The 17,308-nt window shown below is 57.6% G+C and carries 16 protein-coding genes and 1 pseudogene; 8 read left to right on the top strand and 9 right to left on the bottom strand.

The window, feature by feature from the left end:
• Positions 1-7 precede the first annotated feature (7 nt).
• The 5 genes from IPK32_02980 to IPK32_02960 all read left to right on the top strand — a co-directional run bounded on the left by IPK32_02980 (position 8) and on the right by IPK32_02960 (position 2,998).
• Positions 8-619, top strand: coding sequence for a hypothetical protein (locus tag IPK32_02980; protein ID MBK8090977.1), 612 nt, complete (start codon positions 8-10; stop codon positions 617-619).
• 39 nt (positions 620-658) lie between these two features.
• Positions 659-1,303: a sigma-70 family RNA polymerase sigma factor gene (locus tag IPK32_02975; GenBank protein ID MBK8090976.1), complete on the top strand. Its 645-nt coding sequence runs from the start codon at positions 659-661 to the stop codon at positions 1,301-1,303.
• A 42-nt stretch (positions 1,304-1,345) separates the two neighbouring features.
• Positions 1,346-1,768, top strand: coding sequence for a hypothetical protein (locus IPK32_02970; GenBank protein ID MBK8090975.1), 423 nt, complete (start codon positions 1,346-1,348; stop codon positions 1,766-1,768).
• 194 nt (positions 1,769-1,962) lie between these two features.
• Entirely contained in the window at positions 1,963-2,202 is a 240-nt protein-coding gene (locus IPK32_02965; GenBank protein ID MBK8090974.1) for a helix-turn-helix domain-containing protein, read from the top strand.
• On the top strand, positions 2,180-2,998 hold the full coding sequence (locus tag IPK32_02960; GenBank protein MBK8090973.1) for an IS630 family transposase: 819 nt from the start codon (positions 2,180-2,182) through the stop codon (positions 2,996-2,998). Before IPK32_02965 ends, IPK32_02960 begins: the two co-directional genes overlap by 23 nt.
• A 236-nt stretch (positions 2,999-3,234) precedes the next feature.
• Here the strand turns inward: IPK32_02960 and IPK32_02955 are convergent, their stop codons facing one another.
• The 3 genes and pseudogenes from IPK32_02955 to IPK32_02945 all read right to left on the bottom strand — a co-directional run bounded on the left by IPK32_02955 (position 3,235) and on the right by IPK32_02945 (position 4,630).
• Positions 3,235-3,639, bottom strand: a complete 405-nt coding sequence (locus IPK32_02955; GenBank protein ID MBK8090972.1) for a transposase — start codon at positions 3,637-3,639, stop codon at positions 3,235-3,237.
• A 53-nt stretch (positions 3,640-3,692) separates the two neighbouring features.
• Positions 3,693-4,286, bottom strand: a pseudogene (locus tag IPK32_02950) (IS630 family transposase).
• The gene (locus IPK32_02945; protein ID MBK8090971.1) at positions 4,214-4,630 is read right to left on the bottom strand and encodes a transposase; all 417 of its coding nucleotides are present in this window, start codon (positions 4,628-4,630) and stop codon (positions 4,214-4,216) included. The pseudogene IPK32_02950 and the gene IPK32_02945 overlap by 73 nt, the downstream one beginning before the upstream one ends.
• A 473-nt stretch (positions 4,631-5,103) precedes the next feature.
• Between IPK32_02945 and IPK32_02940 the strand changes: the two genes are divergently transcribed.
• Both IPK32_02940 and IPK32_02935 read left to right on the top strand, forming a co-directional pair.
• Positions 5,104-5,304, top strand: coding sequence for a hypothetical protein (locus IPK32_02940; protein MBK8090970.1), 201 nt, complete (start codon positions 5,104-5,106; stop codon positions 5,302-5,304).
• Between the two features lie 66 nt (positions 5,305-5,370).
• Positions 5,371-6,048 (top strand): transposase, encoded by a 678-nt coding sequence (locus tag IPK32_02935; protein ID MBK8090969.1) that lies wholly within the window; start codon positions 5,371-5,373, stop codon positions 6,046-6,048.
• Here the strand turns inward: IPK32_02935 and IPK32_02930 are convergent.
• A complete protein-coding gene (locus tag IPK32_02930; GenBank protein ID MBK8090968.1) occupies positions 6,029-6,811 on the bottom strand; it encodes a hypothetical protein in 783 nt (260 codons plus the stop codon). The genes IPK32_02935 and IPK32_02930 overlap by 20 nt on opposite strands.
• The gene (locus tag IPK32_02925) at positions 6,729-7,202 is read right to left on the bottom strand and encodes a hypothetical protein (GenBank protein ID MBK8090967.1); all 474 of its coding nucleotides are present in this window, start codon (positions 7,200-7,202) and stop codon (positions 6,729-6,731) included. Before IPK32_02925 ends, IPK32_02930 begins: the two co-directional genes overlap by 83 nt.
• Positions 7,203-7,551: 349 nt before the next feature.
• Here IPK32_02925 and IPK32_02920 point away from each other — a divergent pair, with 349 nt between their 5' ends.
• Positions 7,552-8,094 (top strand): hypothetical protein, encoded by a 543-nt coding sequence (locus IPK32_02920; protein ID MBK8090966.1) that lies wholly within the window; start codon positions 7,552-7,554, stop codon positions 8,092-8,094.
• A gap of 95 nt (positions 8,095-8,189) precedes the next feature.
• Here IPK32_02920 and IPK32_02915 read toward each other — a convergent pair whose 3' ends face one another.
• The 4 genes from IPK32_02915 to IPK32_02900 form a co-directional block, all read right to left on the bottom strand.
• Positions 8,190-9,227: an IS30 family transposase gene (locus tag IPK32_02915; protein ID MBK8090965.1), complete on the bottom strand. Its 1,038-nt coding sequence runs from the start codon at positions 9,225-9,227 to the stop codon at positions 8,190-8,192.
• Positions 9,228-9,383: 156 nt separating this feature from the next.
• The gene (locus IPK32_02910) at positions 9,384-13,166 is read right to left on the bottom strand and encodes a c-type cytochrome (GenBank protein MBK8090964.1); all 3,783 of its coding nucleotides are present in this window, start codon (positions 13,164-13,166) and stop codon (positions 9,384-9,386) included.
• A gap of 149 nt (positions 13,167-13,315) precedes the next feature.
• On the bottom strand, positions 13,316-14,623 hold the full coding sequence (locus IPK32_02905; GenBank protein ID MBK8090963.1) for a DUF1501 domain-containing protein: 1,308 nt from the start codon (positions 14,621-14,623) through the stop codon (positions 13,316-13,318).
• 60 nt (positions 14,624-14,683) lie between these two features.
• Complete coding sequence (locus tag IPK32_02900; protein MBK8090962.1) at positions 14,684-17,167, bottom strand: DUF1549 domain-containing protein; 2,484 nt, start codon at positions 17,165-17,167, stop codon at positions 14,684-14,686.
• Positions 17,168-17,308: the final 141 nt, after the last annotated feature.

The following is a 17,308-nucleotide window of genomic DNA, read 5'->3' as shown; positions in this document are numbered from 1 at the left end:
TTGTCACATGGAACACGTACTCGTCATCACCCGTCTTTTATTGGATGAAATCGGCAGCTTTCAGGGTTTCCAGCCTGATGCCACACGCTATCTCCCGCGAATGCTCGCCACAGGAGCAAATTTTTTCATGGAGCGGCCCTCTGCTGAAAAAGACCCCACCCACAAACAACTCATCCCCTACGCCATCTTCCATCACGCAGGGAAATACCTCAGCTACACCCGCGGCGGCAGCTCCGGCGAAAAGCGCCTCGTCGCCAAGCGCTCCATCGGCATCGGTGGCCATATCAACCCCGTGGACACCGCCCAGGATGGCCTGGGCGAAACAATGTACTACAATGGCGTCGAGCGAGAAATCAGTGAAGAGCTCGTACTCGGCGGTACCCACACCCAAAGCGTCATTGGCCTCATCAATGACGACTCCACAGAAGTCGGCAGTGTGCATTTAGGCGTCGTACACCTCTTTGAGCTCTCCAGTGACGAAGTCCGCTCCAATGAAGAAGCCATCCAAGATCTACGATTCGAGAGCCTCCAGGAACTGCATGCACGGCGTGATCAATTAGAAACTTGGTCACAAATTTGCATCGACCACTTATGGGAAAAATCCAACAATCCAAAGTAAGGATTGTCATAACATTGCACATACAGACACCTCCCGAACATGCCTGATCCGACGACTCTCACCGCCCTGCCGGCCCCTGTGGCACCCGTGGAAACTGCGCAGCAAAGTAGCGCCGCCGAGGACCGCATCCTCGTCGATCGAGCACAAAAAGGTGACATGCGATCCTTTGATGACCTGGTGCGGAAATACACGCCCAAGCTCTACGGAATGGTCTATAACATGACCTCCAATCGCGAAGACACAGCAGACCTTTTGCAGGAGGTTTTCGCAAAGGCTCACCGCTCCCTAGATAGATTCATGGGAAAATCCTCATTCTATACCTGGCTTTATAGCATTGCGGTAAATATGACCCTTAATCACATCAAGAAGCGAGGGCGTCATGTAAAGGTCAGTCTTGACGATGTAGATACAGGCATTGAGAACGACCCGGATTTCATCGCTGTAACCACCTCCAAGACCGGTGTATCAAGGGAAGTAAACATCCATGAGCTTCAAAAAAAATTAAACGAAGCCATGATGAAGCTGTCTGAAGACCATCGCACGGTGGTGACCTTGTACGACATACAGGGGCTTCAGCATGCGGACATCAGTAAGATTCTGGGGGTCTCCGAAGGAACTGTCAGGTCTCGCCTGTTTTATGCCCACCGTTTACTACAATCGTATCTCGAAGACTTTGTTAAATAATACACGCTCCCTCCGCACGAACACCCTACACGACACGACATTATGAAAGACGAATTCGAAGACATCCAGCGCCTCATCCGCCTAAAGCGGTATGAGACGCCCGGCGAAGGCTTCACGGACGAGCTCCTGACCCGCCTCCATCGCCGCCTGCGCGAGGATGCCGCCATGCCAGCTGCTGCACCCTCATTCATGCAGAGCTTGAGCGAGGCCTTCCGTTCTTGGATGTCCCCCCCGCAGTGGGCCATGGCAGCCGCCGCTCTCGTGCTCTGTGGCGCTGGGATCTGGGCCTACACATTCTCAGACGCGTCCGCCCAAGTCGCAAAAACCCCATCTCCCAAAGCCCCAGCCACTCAGGTCGCTGACACGCCCAAGGCCAAAGACAACCTCGTCGGCGAAGAAGAAAAAGCCCCAGACGAAAAGCCGCAAGGCGTGGTCATCCCCACCTCCCACACCCCCCAAGAGTAAGCGGCCACTCCAAGCCAACTTACCTTGTCTTAAGTAAAGCCCAACATTGGGTCTTCAGACCGCTTTCAGCCTTGGATATTTTTGGCGTTATCATAAATTGTGAAAAGCAAAGCTCGAAAAGCATAGACCGGTTCTCAAAAATAATGTCATATTGAGGCTGTACTTTTTAGAATTGCGGTAATTAATAGGCGGCGGTGGCCCGCCCGTGCATCACACTCAATCTCGAAAACGCGACCTTGGAAGAGGTCTGCGTGGCGATGGATTGCTCACCCACGAAGAAGGGCTTTCGTCGGCTTCAAGCGCTGCGCTGGCTTTATGAAGGCAAGAGCCGCGAGCAAGTCGCTGACCTCTCAGGCTTCAGCCTGCGGCAGGTTTTGCGCTTTATCCAAGCCTTCAATCTCGCCGGCCTTGATGGGTCTCATTCCTGGGCGTAGCAGCGGCCGTCGCCGAATCCTGCCCAAGGAACAAGTGAGCGGTAAAATCCTACCTCTCATCGAAGATCCGTCGCTGGCTGGACAGAGCCACTGGACTGCGGTGAAGTTGCACGGCTGGATCAAGCAGAACCTGCAAACGCAACTCGGCTACAGCACCACCGTGCGCTATCTCCACGAGCACGATTACCGCCTCAAAGTTCCGCGCCCTTGGCCGCTCAATCAGGATGAGGACAAGCGCCAAGCCTTCTGCGAAAAGCTCCAGCGCTGGGTGGCCGATCCGAGCGTCGACTTGTGGTTCAGCGACGAAAGCGGCTTTGAAGGCGATCCGCGCCCGCGCCGTACCTGGACCAAGATCGGCAAGGTGCGCCACTCACCTTATCTCGGCGAGCACATCCGCTACAATGTGTTTGGCGCAGTGCGGCCCAAAGATGGACGTCTCGGCGCACTGCTCTTCAACCTGTGCGACAGCGTCACTTTTCAGGTGTTCCTTGACACTCTAGCTGAGGAGAATCCGCACGTGGCAGGACGCCGCGCCATCCTGGTGCTCGACAACGCCTCATGGCACAAGACCAAGAGTCTTAACTGGCACCACTTTGAGCCCGAGTATCTGCCACCACGCTCGCCCGATCTCAACGCCATCGAACGCTTGTGGCTGCGCATGAAGGCCGACTGGTTCAACGGCTGGATCGCCAAGACTTCCGAGCAACTTCAGGACCGTATCATCGAGTCCCTACGCTCTTTGTTCGACCAGCCATCCATCCTTCAGTCCCAGTGCCGCCCAAAGACGCGTTTATGACATTCTTTTTGAGAACCGGTCTATAAGCCCGACAACAGCATGGAACCTTTCTTGGATTGCCTGAGCTGAAGCTTCGCCGCCATGCCGATGGCCGACTCCAAGGCGGCGGTGGCACGCACTCGAGTCGCTCACTGGCATACTGCTCAGCGGCAGTCAGGCACGCCGCACCATGCACCGTCTGGGCTACAAGTTTCTCAATGCCGCTGCCGTGCCGGGCTAGGCGGTGTCTTCGCAAATCAAGCGAGGTGAGTTCTGTCCAGGAGTGCGGCGAAAGAGATGAAGCCAGCGAAGGAATAGGCTGTTTTCTCCGAACGCATGGCAAGCCTCTTGTGAGCCTTCATGTGCTGGAAAAAGTTTTCGACGAGATGGCGCGTGGCGTAGTTCTGGCGGTCAAAAGGCTGTGGCTGCTCGTCGAGGGTCTGGTAGCCTTTGCGCGGGATCGTGCTGCCAGCGGCCCCGTGCTCCATGAGTGCCTGACGGAACGCTAGGCTGTCGAAGCCTTTGTCGCCCACCACATGCGTGCCGCGAAAGGACTCAAGCATCAGACGGACGGCGGTGAGGTCGTGGAAATTGCCCGCGCACAGCACGAAGTCGCAGAGCAGGCCGTCTTCATCAACGGCAGCCAGCAGCTTGGTGGTCATCCCTCCACGCGACAGCCCGATGGCTTGCTGCTCACGCCGCAGCTTAGAGCAATTTAAATAATACTATAACCGCAAGAGTTAAAATAACCGGCGGCATCTTTGGCTGTGACTTTTGAGAAGGCGAGGCTGATGGCCTGGTCGAGCTCCTCAGGAGTGCGGGCCTCGGTGCTGCGCAGGGAGGCTTTGATCTTGCTCCACATCTTCTCAATCGGATTGAGGTCCGGCGAGTAGGCTGGCAGGAACCTTACTTCAGCTCCCACCGCTTCAATCAATGCCGCCACTTGCGGGCTTTTGTGCACGGCGAGGTTATCCATGACCACGATATCGCCCCTGCGCAGCGTCGGGCAGAGCACCTCGGCGAGGTAGGTCACGAAGGCTGCCGTGTCGGCGGCTTCCGGCAGATGCATGCAGGCCGTGGTGCCATCCAGCCGGATGGAGGAGATCATCGTCGTGCTCTGCCAGCGGCCGCAGGGCGCTGCGGCATGCAACCTCTTGCCTCGCGGTGCACGTCCTCTCAATCGGGTCATGTTGGTTTTGGCTCCGCTCTCGTCGAGGAACACCAGACGCCAGGGCTCTAGCCCGCCTTGCTTGCGCTTCCACTGCCGCCGCGCTTTGGCGACGTCTTCGCGGTCTTGTTCAGCGGCGCGGAGCGTCTTTTTTTATATGTCAGCCCCATATCCACGAGCACATAGTGGATGGCGGGCAACGTGCACTCCAGCCCCAGGGCGTCGCGCAACTCGGCCAGGGTCATGTCAGGTTTACGCTGGAGTTGCTTGCGGATGGCGATGCGGTGTTCGGACACGATCTTCTTTTTGCGTCCGGCAAGGTGATGTCGAGGCTTGATGCAACCGGTCTTGCGCCGCTGCTGGAGCAGCTTTTTGACCATGCCATAGGAGACCCCATAGCGCCGGGCAATCTGTTCCTGCGTGCCTTCACCGCGGTCGCAGGTGCTGATAATGCGTTGACGAAGATCTAGGGAGAGAGTGGCCATGCTTTCCAATAGCACCACCTTGACACTATTCTACATTATAATTTAAAATGCTCTAGTGTGACGAGCAGTTGCAGTTCGACTTTTACAAGCAGGTGCTGCTGCCGCGCCTGGAGCTGGCGGCCAAGGGGCAGCGAAAGAGGTGCTCTTCGTGGACGCAGTACACTTCTTCATGAGGGCATTTCTGGGTACGCTGAGGTACGTCGCGCGCATGTTCAATTTTGAGCGCATTGGGCAGGCAGCGCTACAGTATGCTGGTAGCCATCGACAGCCATAGCCATGGGATCATCAGCGAGTGGACGCCCGGCAGCATCAATACGTAAATGTTCATTGAACAGATGGATGCTATCCACCTTAAACATTTTAAAGTGCCAATCACTCTGGTGCTATTCAACCTGGATAATGCAATAGAGTAGCTGGAGTGAAGCGAAGGGGTGTTACTACGAGGGATTGACGCGTGTGGCAGAATCACCGTGATGGTGAATCTACCGATTGAATACTCCGACAAGCCTGTGACGCCCTTTGGCGGCATGGCGTTGATGAAGCGTTTTGTGGATCAGACTGGTATCCGCGAACATCTGGCCACCTTGGATCTGCCTCAAGGCGGGTCGAATCGAGCGTATGATTCGGTGCAGATCATCGAAAGCTTTTGGCTTGGCATCTGGACGGGGGGCTAGCCGCTACATCCACTGCGATTGGTTGCGCCAGGATCAAACGCTTGCAGCCATTTTTGGCTATGAGGCCTGCCAAGCCAAAGCACCTACAGCCGGTTCTTCGGCAAGTTCTCTCATGCGCGCAACACGGTGGTGTTCCCAGCATTACAGAAGTGGTTCTTTGCGCAAATCAACGTGGGAGCAGTGACGGTGGACTTCGACAGCACGGTCATCACGCGCGATGGCAGCCAGGAAGGCGCTGCCAAGGGCTACAACCCCAACCGCAAAGGGCGCAACTCGCACCATCCGCTCATGGCCTTCATCAGCCAGACACGCATGGTAGCCAACGCATGGCTGCGCCCGGGCAACACGGCAGCGTGCTCCAATTGCGTCGAGTTCATGCGCGAGACTTTCGATGAGGCGCTCGCGGGAGTGAAGGTGGGCCTCGTGCGTGGCGACAGCGGTTTTTATACCGACGAAATCCTGAGCGCGTTGGAAGAGCGCAGCCTCAACTACATCATCGCCGCGCGGGCCTACTCCAACATCAAGAACGAGGTCCACGGCATGAAGGACTGGGTGGAAATCTGCCCCGGCATCGCAGTCAAAGAGTGGCGGCATCAGCCAGCCGATCCGAAGGCCAAGGCGCGTCGGCACATTGTGGTGCGTAAGCAGATCAGTCGCCGTTCACAGGCCGGAGGCAAGTTGCTCTTCGACGACCTGCCCGACTACCGCTTTAGCCTCAATGCCGCTAAGCAAAAGGGTCGATGATGAGATCGTCGCTGGCTTGGAGAGAAGAGGTCGAGAGCAGGCGTGGCCATTTGCTCACGGGCTGTCGCACCTTGCGCTGGCAACTACGTCTTCGTCGCGCTGGCAACGCGGCTTGGGCGATTTGCTCTCGCACTCGGCGCACCAGCACTCCTTGTGCCGCCTCGTCCATGAGGCCCTGCGCTGCCTCCAGCACCAGTAGCAGCGCTACGGTGTGCTCCAAACAGTGGCTCATGCTGATGCGCAGCGCTCCTGCCTGCCGGACTTCTTCATCCTCACTGCTCTGTGCGCAGGCTAGTCGCTCCTCAGCCACCAGTGAGCTGGCGATGAGGAGCGCGGCGAGTTCTTGCTGTGCTGTCTCGGTGCGTTGTGCGCTGAGCAAATGCCCTCCGTGAAGCACGAGCTTGAGTTCTTTGTAAAAGACTTCCTGTTCCCAGCGCTTCGCATACAACGCCAACAACTCACGCGCACTGCCCTGCTGCACGCTCAGGCTCGTCCACAGCCGCACCTTCACCCACTCTCCAGCGGCGTTGCGCACTCGCCCCACGATCTCGCGCACTGGCAACTCGCTCTGGCGCATCGGCGGATGTTTGCGCGGGCGGCCCCGCGCTTTGTTCGCCTCGGGTGTCTGCTTCTCGTCAGCTTTGGACGGAGCTGTTGTTGACGAGTCTGCGCATGGGCTCTCACGCTCGCGCAGACTCACCACCACCTCCGCACTGCCATCGGCATGCACGCTTTGCACTCGCACGGAGAGCTTTTGCCGCACTCGGACCAAAAAAGTGACTCTGCGTGCGCTGCGAATGTTTTTGCAGTTCTTTGAGCATCGGAGCCTGCCCGTAATAGCGGTCGGCGATGAGCAGGCTGCGAGCTGGTAGCGCGGCGAGCAGCGGATCGGCCAGCGATTTCTCATTGAGCGCACCCAGTGACATCGATACGGCCAGCGGTGCATGGGTGCCGAGCTCGACCAGCGTGCTCATGGAGAGCTTGGCAAAGGCTGCCTGCGCACGACGACTGCGGCTTTTGGGCACTTGGGCGTTGATCTGCACGGTGTTAAGCAGGTTCCACTGCCCACCGTCGATGCCGACCAAGCGCAGCCCGGCGAAAAAACACGCTGGATGCCGCTGCTCACAGGCTAGCGGCACCAGGGAGTGGCGCATGCAGGCATCGAAAGCTTGGGTGGATATCTTCAAACGACGCTGGCTTAGCGCCGCGGAGCCTGATGCGCACAGCAAAATAACGACCGATGATCTGCTGTAGGCTGCCGCAAGCGTGCAGACTTTGGGCGACCATGCCGGCGATGAGTTGCCAACCGAGAAGTTTGCGTCGCGGCCCTTGGTGCGTTGGCTCTGCCCGCAGTTCCTCGGGCAACTGCTCGACGCCGAGTTTTTGCGGATGCGTGCAGAGAGATGATGTTCGTATCGCGGTGGGCTGGATGGCTTTACCATCTACCGCTAGTTGACTCAGCTACTCAGTTGTACAGCACTCTTTTCGCTCCTCTTCGCTTTTTTGCTTAGCGGCATTGGCTTTAGCCTGTATGTGACCAATCTCGACCTGCCGCTCGATCAGATATGGTATATCTACAACACTCGGGCCGACTGCGAGAACAGGATCAAAGAGTTGAAGCAAGACTTCGGCCTCGACGCGTTCTGCCTGCAGGAGTTGACTCGGTCGCCGCCTCACGGCTCCCTCGCCCTGCGGGCTGCACTGCGTGCAGTCTGTCTCGCTGCCCGCCGGGCAGCTCGGCTTTGGGCCACGGAGGCCTCGTTCCGCTTCATCATGGTGGCCTACAATCTGATGAGTCTGTTCCGGCATTTTGGACTCAACAGTCACAATCAAGCCACCTTGGCGATGCTGCGATCCTATTGCTTTGCAATAGGCGGTTGGGTCAGACAACACGCTCGAAAGCGAGTGCTCAAGCTCTCACTGCCTGGCAAAAACGTCCCTGGATGGACGCTATCTTCCGCCAAATCGAGGCTCGCCCACCGCCGTTCGCTTACTCAATTGCATAATCCAGGTTCAATGCACGCTACCAGCATTGCAAGCTGGTGATGAAGTATGCGGTTGCAAGGACACTAAGCTGTTGTTTTTGCCTGCCTATAGCCCCAATCTGAACCTGATTGAGAGACTATGGAGGTATAATACTTTCAGCTTTGAAGTGCGACAACTGGACGTGAGTAATAAACCTCGTTTGGGGTCTTGTATCCGAGGCGCTTGCGGGGCCGGTTGTTGAGGATCTCGGCGAGGCGATTGCACTGCGGCTGGGTGAGTCCGGCGAGGTCCGTGCCTTTGGGCAGATACTGCCTGAGCAGGCCATTGGTGTTCTCATTGCTACCGCGCTCCCAGGCATGGTGCGGTTTGGCAAAGTAGAAATCGATCTTCAGTCCGGTTTCGATCTTCTTGTAGTCGTGAAACTCGCAGCCGTTGTCTGCCGTGATGGTTCGGACCCGATGGGCTTCTTTGCCGAGCAGAGATAGAGTTCGGCGAGTGGTCAGCTCCTTGGTCGCACGCCGCAGCGCTCCGAGGCGCACCAGGCCCGTGCGCCGTTCCACCACGGTGAGCACGCACGCGGTGCTCTTGCCATGCACAGTATCGATTTGATTCGCTTCGCTCACCCTTCGGGCACGTCGCGTTCGCTCCTGTCTATCTCCACTTCGTTTCGATTCCCAGTGACCGATGCGCTTCCTGCTCTCGACAGACGCTGGGCGGCTGCCGATCATCTTCTTGCCCGCCAGACGGCCTCGGCTGTCGTAGGGGCCGTAGCGTTTCCGCCGCTGCTTGCGGGCTCCGCGCAGGTAGGTCCAAAGCCAGCTGCCTTCTGCCTTTTCCTTCCAGATCCAGCGGTAGATGGTTTCATGACTCATGACCTTCGTGCCTTCCTGTCTCATCCTGCCGACGATCTGCTCGGGGCTGAGATGGAGACGGATCAACCTCTCGATCCACACGAAGTCATCTGCCCCAAAGCGGCCGTTGCGCCTAGAGCGACTCTTCCTGCCGCTGGCTTTTTGCACCGAGTGCGAGGCGCGGTAGTTGCCGTCATGCGCCGAGGCATTGCGCTTGAGTTCGCGGTAGAGCGTGCTCCGGTGCCGTCCGAGCCGACGGGCGATCTCCTCCACGCTTAAGTACAAACTCCGCATCGCTGCGATCTTATGTCTTTCCTCTGTGACCAATTGTTGATATCCCATTTGGCAACCATGACGCACTTCAGGATTGAATCCAAGTATACCAAGAAGAAGTGCCTCAACAACCGCTACTTCCTTTGCTAAGTCGCCTTTTACAAGGCGATTGACGGTTGTCTGAAAAGCTTTGTAAAGGACTGTCGCCATGAACTTTAGCGGTAGTTACTTTCCCAGCTCGCTGAGGTATTTGATAAGGTGGGCGAGCTGTTGCTCGTTCATCGTGCTAGTCAAACCGTCGGGCATGACGGTGCCGCCGGTTTGGATCTTTTGGGTGTCGCTGCGTTTGATCTGCTTCATGGTGCCGGTGGCCATGTCGCGGAGGCCGATGGCCTCCGCGGTTTCGGTCTGTTTGAAGCCAGTGAGAACGCTGCCGTCCTTTAAGGTGACGGTGGCGGCTTCGTAGTTTTCCTTCACGTTTAGCGCGGGCCAGACGACTTCGGTGACGATCATGTCGATGGGCAAACCTCGGGCGATGGCGCTCAAGTCGGGGCCGATTTTGCTCTGCGCAGGCCCAGGCGTGTGGCAGGCGATACAGCCTGCGGATTCATAGATCTTTTTGCCTTCTGCCGCATTTCCAAAGGTGTTCGCTGCCTTTACGACGTTGCGCAGGTAGTCCTGCGTGTAGGTGGGCAGTGCGGTATTGATGCCAGCGAGCTTCATGAGCAACGGCGAGAGCTTGGCGTCGGTCTTGCCGAGGCTGTTGAGCGCTTGCAGGACGATCTTGGCTTTCGCTGCCGGGATGGCATCGGCCTTTTGCAAGGCACGCATGAGAGCACTGTGGCCTTCGGCACGAGAAACGAGGGCATTGAGCAGCGGTGCGGCTTTTTCGGCACTTTGTAGGCCCTGTAGCGTGTGTGCGACGACTTCGTCCGGTTTGAGGCTGATGAGCGCATCCAGCGCCTGCTGCGATTTTTCCTCGAAAGCGAGTTTTCGGATAAGCTCGGCAAAAGAAGCGACTTTCCAAGCTCCAGCGAGGCGGACGCCCTGCGCTCTCAAAGCGGGGTTTTGGCTCTCAAAAAGTGGTTTGAGCAGTGTTTCGGCGTTTTGCGGCTTGGCGGAGCGTAGCGCGGCTAAAACGGCGGTATTTTGGCCTCCGCGTTCGAAAATGAAGGGCACATCGTCCACGCTGGCGACGGCAGCGAGGGCTTTGAGCCATGTCGCCTGACGCTCGGGATTGCCTTCGTGCCGGGTGATTTGATCGCGCATGATGGCGGCAGCTTTTCCGCCTGTATTTGGCTTGTAGGCCACGGGGGCACCGCTGAGGTTTTTGAGGTCGTCGGGGTTGTTTTCTACCCAGCCACTTTGGAGGGCGAAGATGAGGTGCTCGTCTTTTTCAAAGTCGAGCTTGGTGGACCACTGCGCATTGGTGGCGTGCAGGGTCTTGGTGAGGGCGTGGAGGTGGTAGGCGTTGAAGTCCTTGTCTAATGCTCGCACGGCGATTTTGGCTCCGCCAGGCACATAACTGGCCGCGACGATGGCCTCCAGACGCACGAGGGCATCATCATCGGCGATTTGGGCTTCGAGGAGCTTCAAGGCGTCTGGCAGGTGGCCATCGCGTGCCCAGGTGGAGAGGGTGCGTGTGGCGTAGGCGCGGATGCGGGCGTCGGGGCTGCGCAGCAGTGTTTTGAGCAGCTCGGGGCGTGGGGTTTCGTGGGCTTCGTAGAGCGAGAGGGCTTGGAGTTGGCGGTAGTCGTTTTGTTTTGGCCACCAGGCATCAAGTGCCGCTGTGACTTCCTTGGCGTCGCGTTCGATGAGGAGGCGCTTCGACTGATACCAGGCCCAGCGTTCTTTGGAGTCGAGGTGTTCCAGGAGCTCTTCGGTGCTTTTTTGGACGAGATTGACTGGGTTGACCTTTTTGCCGTTTTTCCAGGTCACGCGCCAGATGCGGCCGTGCTGTTTGTCGCGGTCGGGGTGGCGGTAGCTGGCCTGATAGTGGCCGATGATGGGGTTGTACCAGTCTGCGACGTAGATGCCGCCATCGGGGCCCATGCGGACTTCGACGGGGCGAAAGACGTTGTTTTTCGTTTCGATGATGTTGGGAAGGCGTGTGGTCGAAAAGAGGCCGTTTTCGAGCTTTAGCTCATGCCATTCGAGCAAGTTGGCGTAGTAGCCGCCGATGAGCACGCGGCCCTGCATCTCCTGCGGGAACATGCTGCTATGGAGGAACTCCTGACCGACTTGCTTGATCGGCGCGAGGCAGAGGTTCAGCGCCTGCGCATTCACGGCGAGATCGGAGCGCACGAGTCCAGGGGTGGAATAGTAGGAGCCGATGTTGGCACCACTTTTGTGAAACGGTTGGCCGTATTCGGTGGTGACGACGCCCCAGCAGTTCGCCCCAGCGGAGGACCACTGGAAAAAGGGATCTAGATGGCCAGTGCGTGGGCGGTAGCGCCAGACGCCAGCGCGGTTGAGTGTCTCGACGCCAAACGGCGTCTCGACACGCGAGTAGATGTGGTGGCCCTGTGTGAACCACAGCTCGCCGCCGAAGCCCCAGTTGATGCAGTTGATCATCTGATGCGAGTCGGCGGTGCCGAATCCGCCGAGAACAATGCGCCGCTTGTCCGCTTTGCCATCGCCGTCGGTGTCTTTGAAGTGCAGCAATTCGGTGCCCTGAGCTACATACAGGCCGCCATCACCGAGTTCGATGCCTGCGGGCATGAAAAGGCCTTCGACGAACTTGTGAGATTTGTCCGCTTTGCCGTCGCCATCGGTGTCTTCGCAGACGAGGACGTAGTCGTTGGCTTTTTCGCCTGGTTTGATCTGCGGATAGCTCAACGCACATGCCACCCACAAGCGCCCGTGTTCATCCCAGCGCATCTGGATGGGTTTGATGATGCCGTCCTTCTCGCTGGCGAAGAGATTGACCGCAAAGCCGTCCATGATCTGAAACGACGCCAGTTCTTCCTCCGGCGATTGTGGTTTCGCTGTCGGTGGCTCGACGGGGATGGATGAGCGGATACCGATGGGCGTGACTGGCTTGCCCTCAATGGCGTTCCAGATGTTTTGCTCGGCTTGTTCGAGCAACGGGCGGAAGTCCTCCATTTCCTGGGGGAAGATGCGCTTGGAGGTGTCCTTCCAGTCCTTCGAGTAAGGCACGTTCGTGCGGTCGCCCGTGAGGAAAGCCCAGTTCATGGGTCGCCAGTAGTCGAACCAGAGGCGCTCGAATTCGAGGACTTGGGTGCGGATGGCATTGACCTCGGATTCAGGCTTGATTGTGAGTCCCAGTGTTTTCGTGATGCTTTGTGTGAGTAAGCGGTACCCTGCATCAGTCAACTGGTAGCCATTCGAAGTGATCTTCGGAGGTGTCCCCATCCATGCTGTGAAATCTGGTTCAACAAACAACAAACTTTGCCGCATTGCCAATTCGCGAATAGCTGAGGAGTAGGCAATTAGGTTGGAATTCCGCTTGGTTAAGTTGGGCCAGCTTGATTCCTCTTTCTTGAAGAATGAAACAGGAGCCACCAGCACCACGCGCCTTCCTTCATCCGCAAACTCGGCGATGAGCCGCTCATACGCTGCGATGAATTGCGGAAGCTTTTCGACACCATTCAGCGATTCCATCTGCCCGAACTGAGCGATCACCACCGTCGCGCCGACTTCTTTGAGCTGCTGGCGCCAGTCGCGTTGTTGCCGCCAGCTATCGGTGCCGGTTTCGGCCTGGATGCGTTTCTCGGCGGCAGCGCGTTTGGGATCGAGATTTTCGGTGTGGCCGCCGTCGCGCCATTGCTCGAAGACGGTGTCGCCTTCCCAGCCGAAATTGCGCACTTTGATCTTCAGCTCTGGTTTGGAGGCGATGAGGCTGGTTTGCAGATAGCCATTGAATCGCGTGCGCTCCATGTTGGAGCCACCCGTGAGGGCGATGACGTCATGGGGCCTGAGTTCAAAGGGCTGCGCTGCGGCGGTGGCAGTCAGGAAGGCAAAAAGGAGGGCAGGGGGCAGGCGCATGGGGAGTTTTTCTTCGTTAGCAAACGTGGCCCATGAGAGCAAACTCGCCTGGAATGCTATATTGCGGCGAGAGGGGCAATGGGGGCGAAAAAAAGGCGCGGAGGTGAGTCCGCGCCTTCATTGTGGGGTGATGGGCTTTTTTGGATGCCTTAGGCAAAGAGGCTCGTCACAGGCTGGCCTTTGTCAGCGATGGTGAAGGGGCGCTTGCTGGGGCTGTAGATGACCTGATCGAGCGGGAGACCGAGGGCGTAGGCGATGGTGGCGTTGAAGTCCATGATCTTGAGTTTGTCTTCGACGACTTCGCGGCCTTCTTTGTCTGTTTTGCCGTGGACATGGCCACCTTTGACGCCACCGCCGAACATGACGGCGGAGAAGGCTTTCGGGTAGTGGTCACGACCGACGTTTTGATTGATGTCGGGCGTGCGGCCGAACTCGGAGGTGAGGACGATGAGGGTGTCTTGGAGCAGGCCGCGGTTGTGCAGGTCGCTGACGAGTGTGGCGAGCCCTTTATCGAGGGTGTCGCAGCGTTCTGGGACCGCGACGAAGTTGGCATTGTGCGTATCCCAGCCGCCGAGGGAGACCTCGACAAAGCGGACACCGCGCTCGACGAGGCGGCGGGCGAGAAGGCAGCCTTGGCCGAAGGCTTCGCGTCCGTAGGCGGCGCGGAGGTCACCGGGCTCTTCGCTGAGGTCGAAGGCTTTGAGGTCTTCGGATTTCATCATGGCCATGGCGTCGTCATACATGTCGGCGTAGGCCTTGACGTTGCGATGGGGGAAGGTGCTGCGGAAGTCTTTATCAAGTTCATCCGCGAGTGCCATGCGTGCTTTGAACTGGGGCTCTGGGACGCTGGATTTGATGTTCTTGAGGCCGTTTTCGGGGTTGGAGACGAAAAGCGGTGCCTGGGCAGCAGGGAAGAAGCCTGCGCCGGGGTGGCGGCTGTCGTTGCCGACGAAGACGAAGTTTGGCAGCGTGCTGTTGCCACCGCCTTGGAAGACGTTCAGCCAGGCACCCATGGCAGGGTGGCGGATGGTGCCGCGCATCTCGTAGCTGGTGTGCATCATGTAGTTGCCCTGCTCATGTGCTCCCTGGGTGGAGGTGAGGGAGTTCACGATGGTGCCGTGGTGCATCTGCTGTGCGGTGAGTGGCAGGTATTCAGAGATACGGACGCCGTCTGCGCTGGTTTTGATGGGCTTGGTCGGGCCGGCGGTTTCGACGCCTTCTTTGACATCCCAGGTGTCGAGGTGGGACTGACCACCACTCATGTAGAGATAAATGACGTTCTTCGCGGTGGCAGCTTGTTTGAGCTTGGAGGAGCCCTCAAAGGCTGCAAAACCTTTGCTGGTGAGCGAATGGCCGAGCATGCCGACTCCGAGGAGGCTGGAGGCTGTTTTGGCGGCGAAGTCGCGGCGGCTGAGTTCGCCGGAGCGGAGCAGTTTGGTGGCGAGGTCGTGTTTCATGGCGGTGTGGCGTGTGTTGTTGGTTACTTTGTCTGTCTTGGGTGAAATTGAGGATGGCCTTTATTGAATGAAGATGAACTGCTGGGTGTTCAGGAGCGAGAAGATGAGGTCATCCATGTTGGTGAGGCCGTTATCTTGGGCCTTGAGCCATGCAGCTTTTTCATTGGTAGTAGGTTTGCGGCTGAGGATGGCCATGTAGGCGGCTTCGACTTTATCATCCGGGTATTGGGCCTTGTTGATGCCGAGCATGAGCTGGCTGTAACGGCTGATGATCTGTGGCAGGAGGCTGCCATTCATCATCGCGAGTGCCTGGGGCACGCTGGCGTCACTGTTGGCGTTTTCGATGGTTTCGCGGTCGCTTTGGCCGAATTCGCGGAGGTAATGGCCGCGAGGGGCGGGGCTTTCCAGCTCGGCAGCACGCAGCCAGTTACGGCTGACTTGTTCGCGTGTGCTAACGTAGTTTCTGAGGTCTTTTTTATCGGTGATGCCATAGAATTCAGCTTCTTCGGCATAGGCAGCGCGGGCTTTGTCGGCGACGGCCTGTTTTTCTTCTTTGGTGAGCTCTTTGCGGTCGTAACCGGGGATGATGACCTTTTCGGTGCGGGTACCGTTGGACATCATCATCATGGAGTCACCAGCCATCATGGCTGGAGCTGCCTCGGTGCCACCTTTGGTATTGAGAGCCACATTTTGGTAGGGTTTGCCGGTGATTTTTTGGAAGAGCTTCTTTTGTCCGGTGGTGATGACTTCGGCGTAAGTGACGCGGCGACCTTCATCTTGGACGCGGTTCACTTCGCTGCGGATTTTGTCGGAGGCATCACGAAGCTCTTTGGCTTTGGCCAAGGCTGCATCTTTAGCAGGGCCGGCTGGGAGCATGTCTGCTTTATCAGCTTGTTCTTTGGCGACGCGGCGGGCTTCGACGTATTGCTTTTGGAGCTTGTCCGAAGTGCTGCGGTTGCGGGTGTAGATGTCGGCGGATTTTTTGAGGCCAGTGAGGGCTTCTTCAGGGGTGAGAGACTCTAGGCTGTCAGCGATCTTTTTGGCCTGGAGGACGCGTTGCTCGATGACGTCACGGTTGGCCTGATTGATCATATCTGGGCTGGGATTGATGAGGGTGACAAAGCTGTCCCACATCTGCTCGGCAGACATACGGCGCAGGAGGGGGCCGGTGAAGTGATAGGTGCTGCCTGCGGCGTATTCTTGGCGTGAGGCCTGGGCTTGGTAGGCTTTGGTATTGTAAAGGACACGCATGACGGCTTTCATGTCGTAATTCAGGTCGATGACGAGTTGCTCGATGTGTTTTTCCATCTCGGGGATCATGGGGACGGTGGTGTCCATGAGCTCATCGAGTGGTTCGATCAGAGCGAGACCGAAGGCCCGCTTCCAGAGGCGATTGGCGATGACCGTGGTGAAGCGGGGATTCTGCGGGCTGGTCATCCAGCGGGCGTAGGCTTGGAGCTGGGTTTCACCAGGGAGCACATTGCACTCATGGCCCATCATGGCGGCAGGGGCGACTTGGGACTTAGGCTTGGCGTCGGTGTACTGGTAATCGTGGGGGAGGCTGGGTTTGCGATCCTGCACACTGACGCTGGTGTAGCGCATGGTGTCACGGATGTCATTCATCGACTCCTGATAGCTGCGCTGCTCTTTGCGCAGTTTATCGGAGACTTCTTGGCGCTGCTTGTTGGCGGCGACGATCTTGGCGTCGTAGTCCTTCATCTCAGCGGCGAATTTCTTTTCGAGTTCTTTTCGTTCGGCGTCGGTGATTTTGCCTTTGAAGCGAGGCCGCTCTGGGCGCTTTGGCATCTGGATGGCATTGCGAGCGGCATTTTCTTGTTCGCGGAGCATGTCACGCACTTCACCGATGACGCCGCCACTGTAATCCTGGGTCTGCACGCCGTAGGTGAAGGAGGCCATTTGGTAGAACTGCATCTGCGTCCATTTATCAAAGGGATGGTTATGGCACTGAGCACACTCGATACGGGTGCCGAGGAAGATGCGCGTAGTGTTCGCCATGTTATCGAGTGGCATGCCACGGTCACGCATGTAATAGCCGATGGCACCATTGTCCCAGGCTTTGCCTTGAGCGGCGATCATTTCGGCGACGAATTTGTCGTAGGGCTTATTGGCGCGGAGGCTGTCCTTGACGAAATTTGCGTATGCAGAGCCGGTGATACCTCCTGTTTGGTTTCCGTTGCTGGTGAGGCGCAGTACGTCTGCCCAGTAGTTATAGAAATGCTGTACATAGGCCTCGGAATTCAGCAGCTTGTCGATGAGCTTGGTGCGCTTGTCGGTGGCTTTATCGGCGAGAAAGGCGTCGGCCTCCCGTGTCGTCGGGATGCGCCCGATGGTGTCTAAATAGATGCGGCGGACGAAGGTATTGTCATCCGTAGTTGGGTTGCCTTGGAGTTTGTGCTTTGCCCAATCGGCAGCCAAGATGGTGTCGATTTGTTTTGCGGCGGCAGTCATCTCTGGCTGCGGGGCAGCGAGGACGAAACTTGAAAGGCAAAGGACGGTCGTAGTGGAGGCGAGGAGGCGCTTCATGTCAGCCTGAACGCCAAAATTGGCTGATATTTGCATATTTTTCAGTCATTCGCGGAAAATGACGACCTGTTGCGTCTCTGAGGGCGGGCTTGTATCCAGGAAAAAGCCGCGAAGAAACTTCGCGGCTTTTACTTGGAGGAG

Source organism: Verrucomicrobiaceae bacterium (assembly GCA_016713035.1).
Classification (GTDB): Bacteria; Verrucomicrobiota; Verrucomicrobiia; order Verrucomicrobiales; family Verrucomicrobiaceae; genus Prosthecobacter.
The sequence above is the reverse complement of the archived record's forward strand: the minus strand, read 5'-3'. Positions and strand labels throughout refer to the sequence as shown.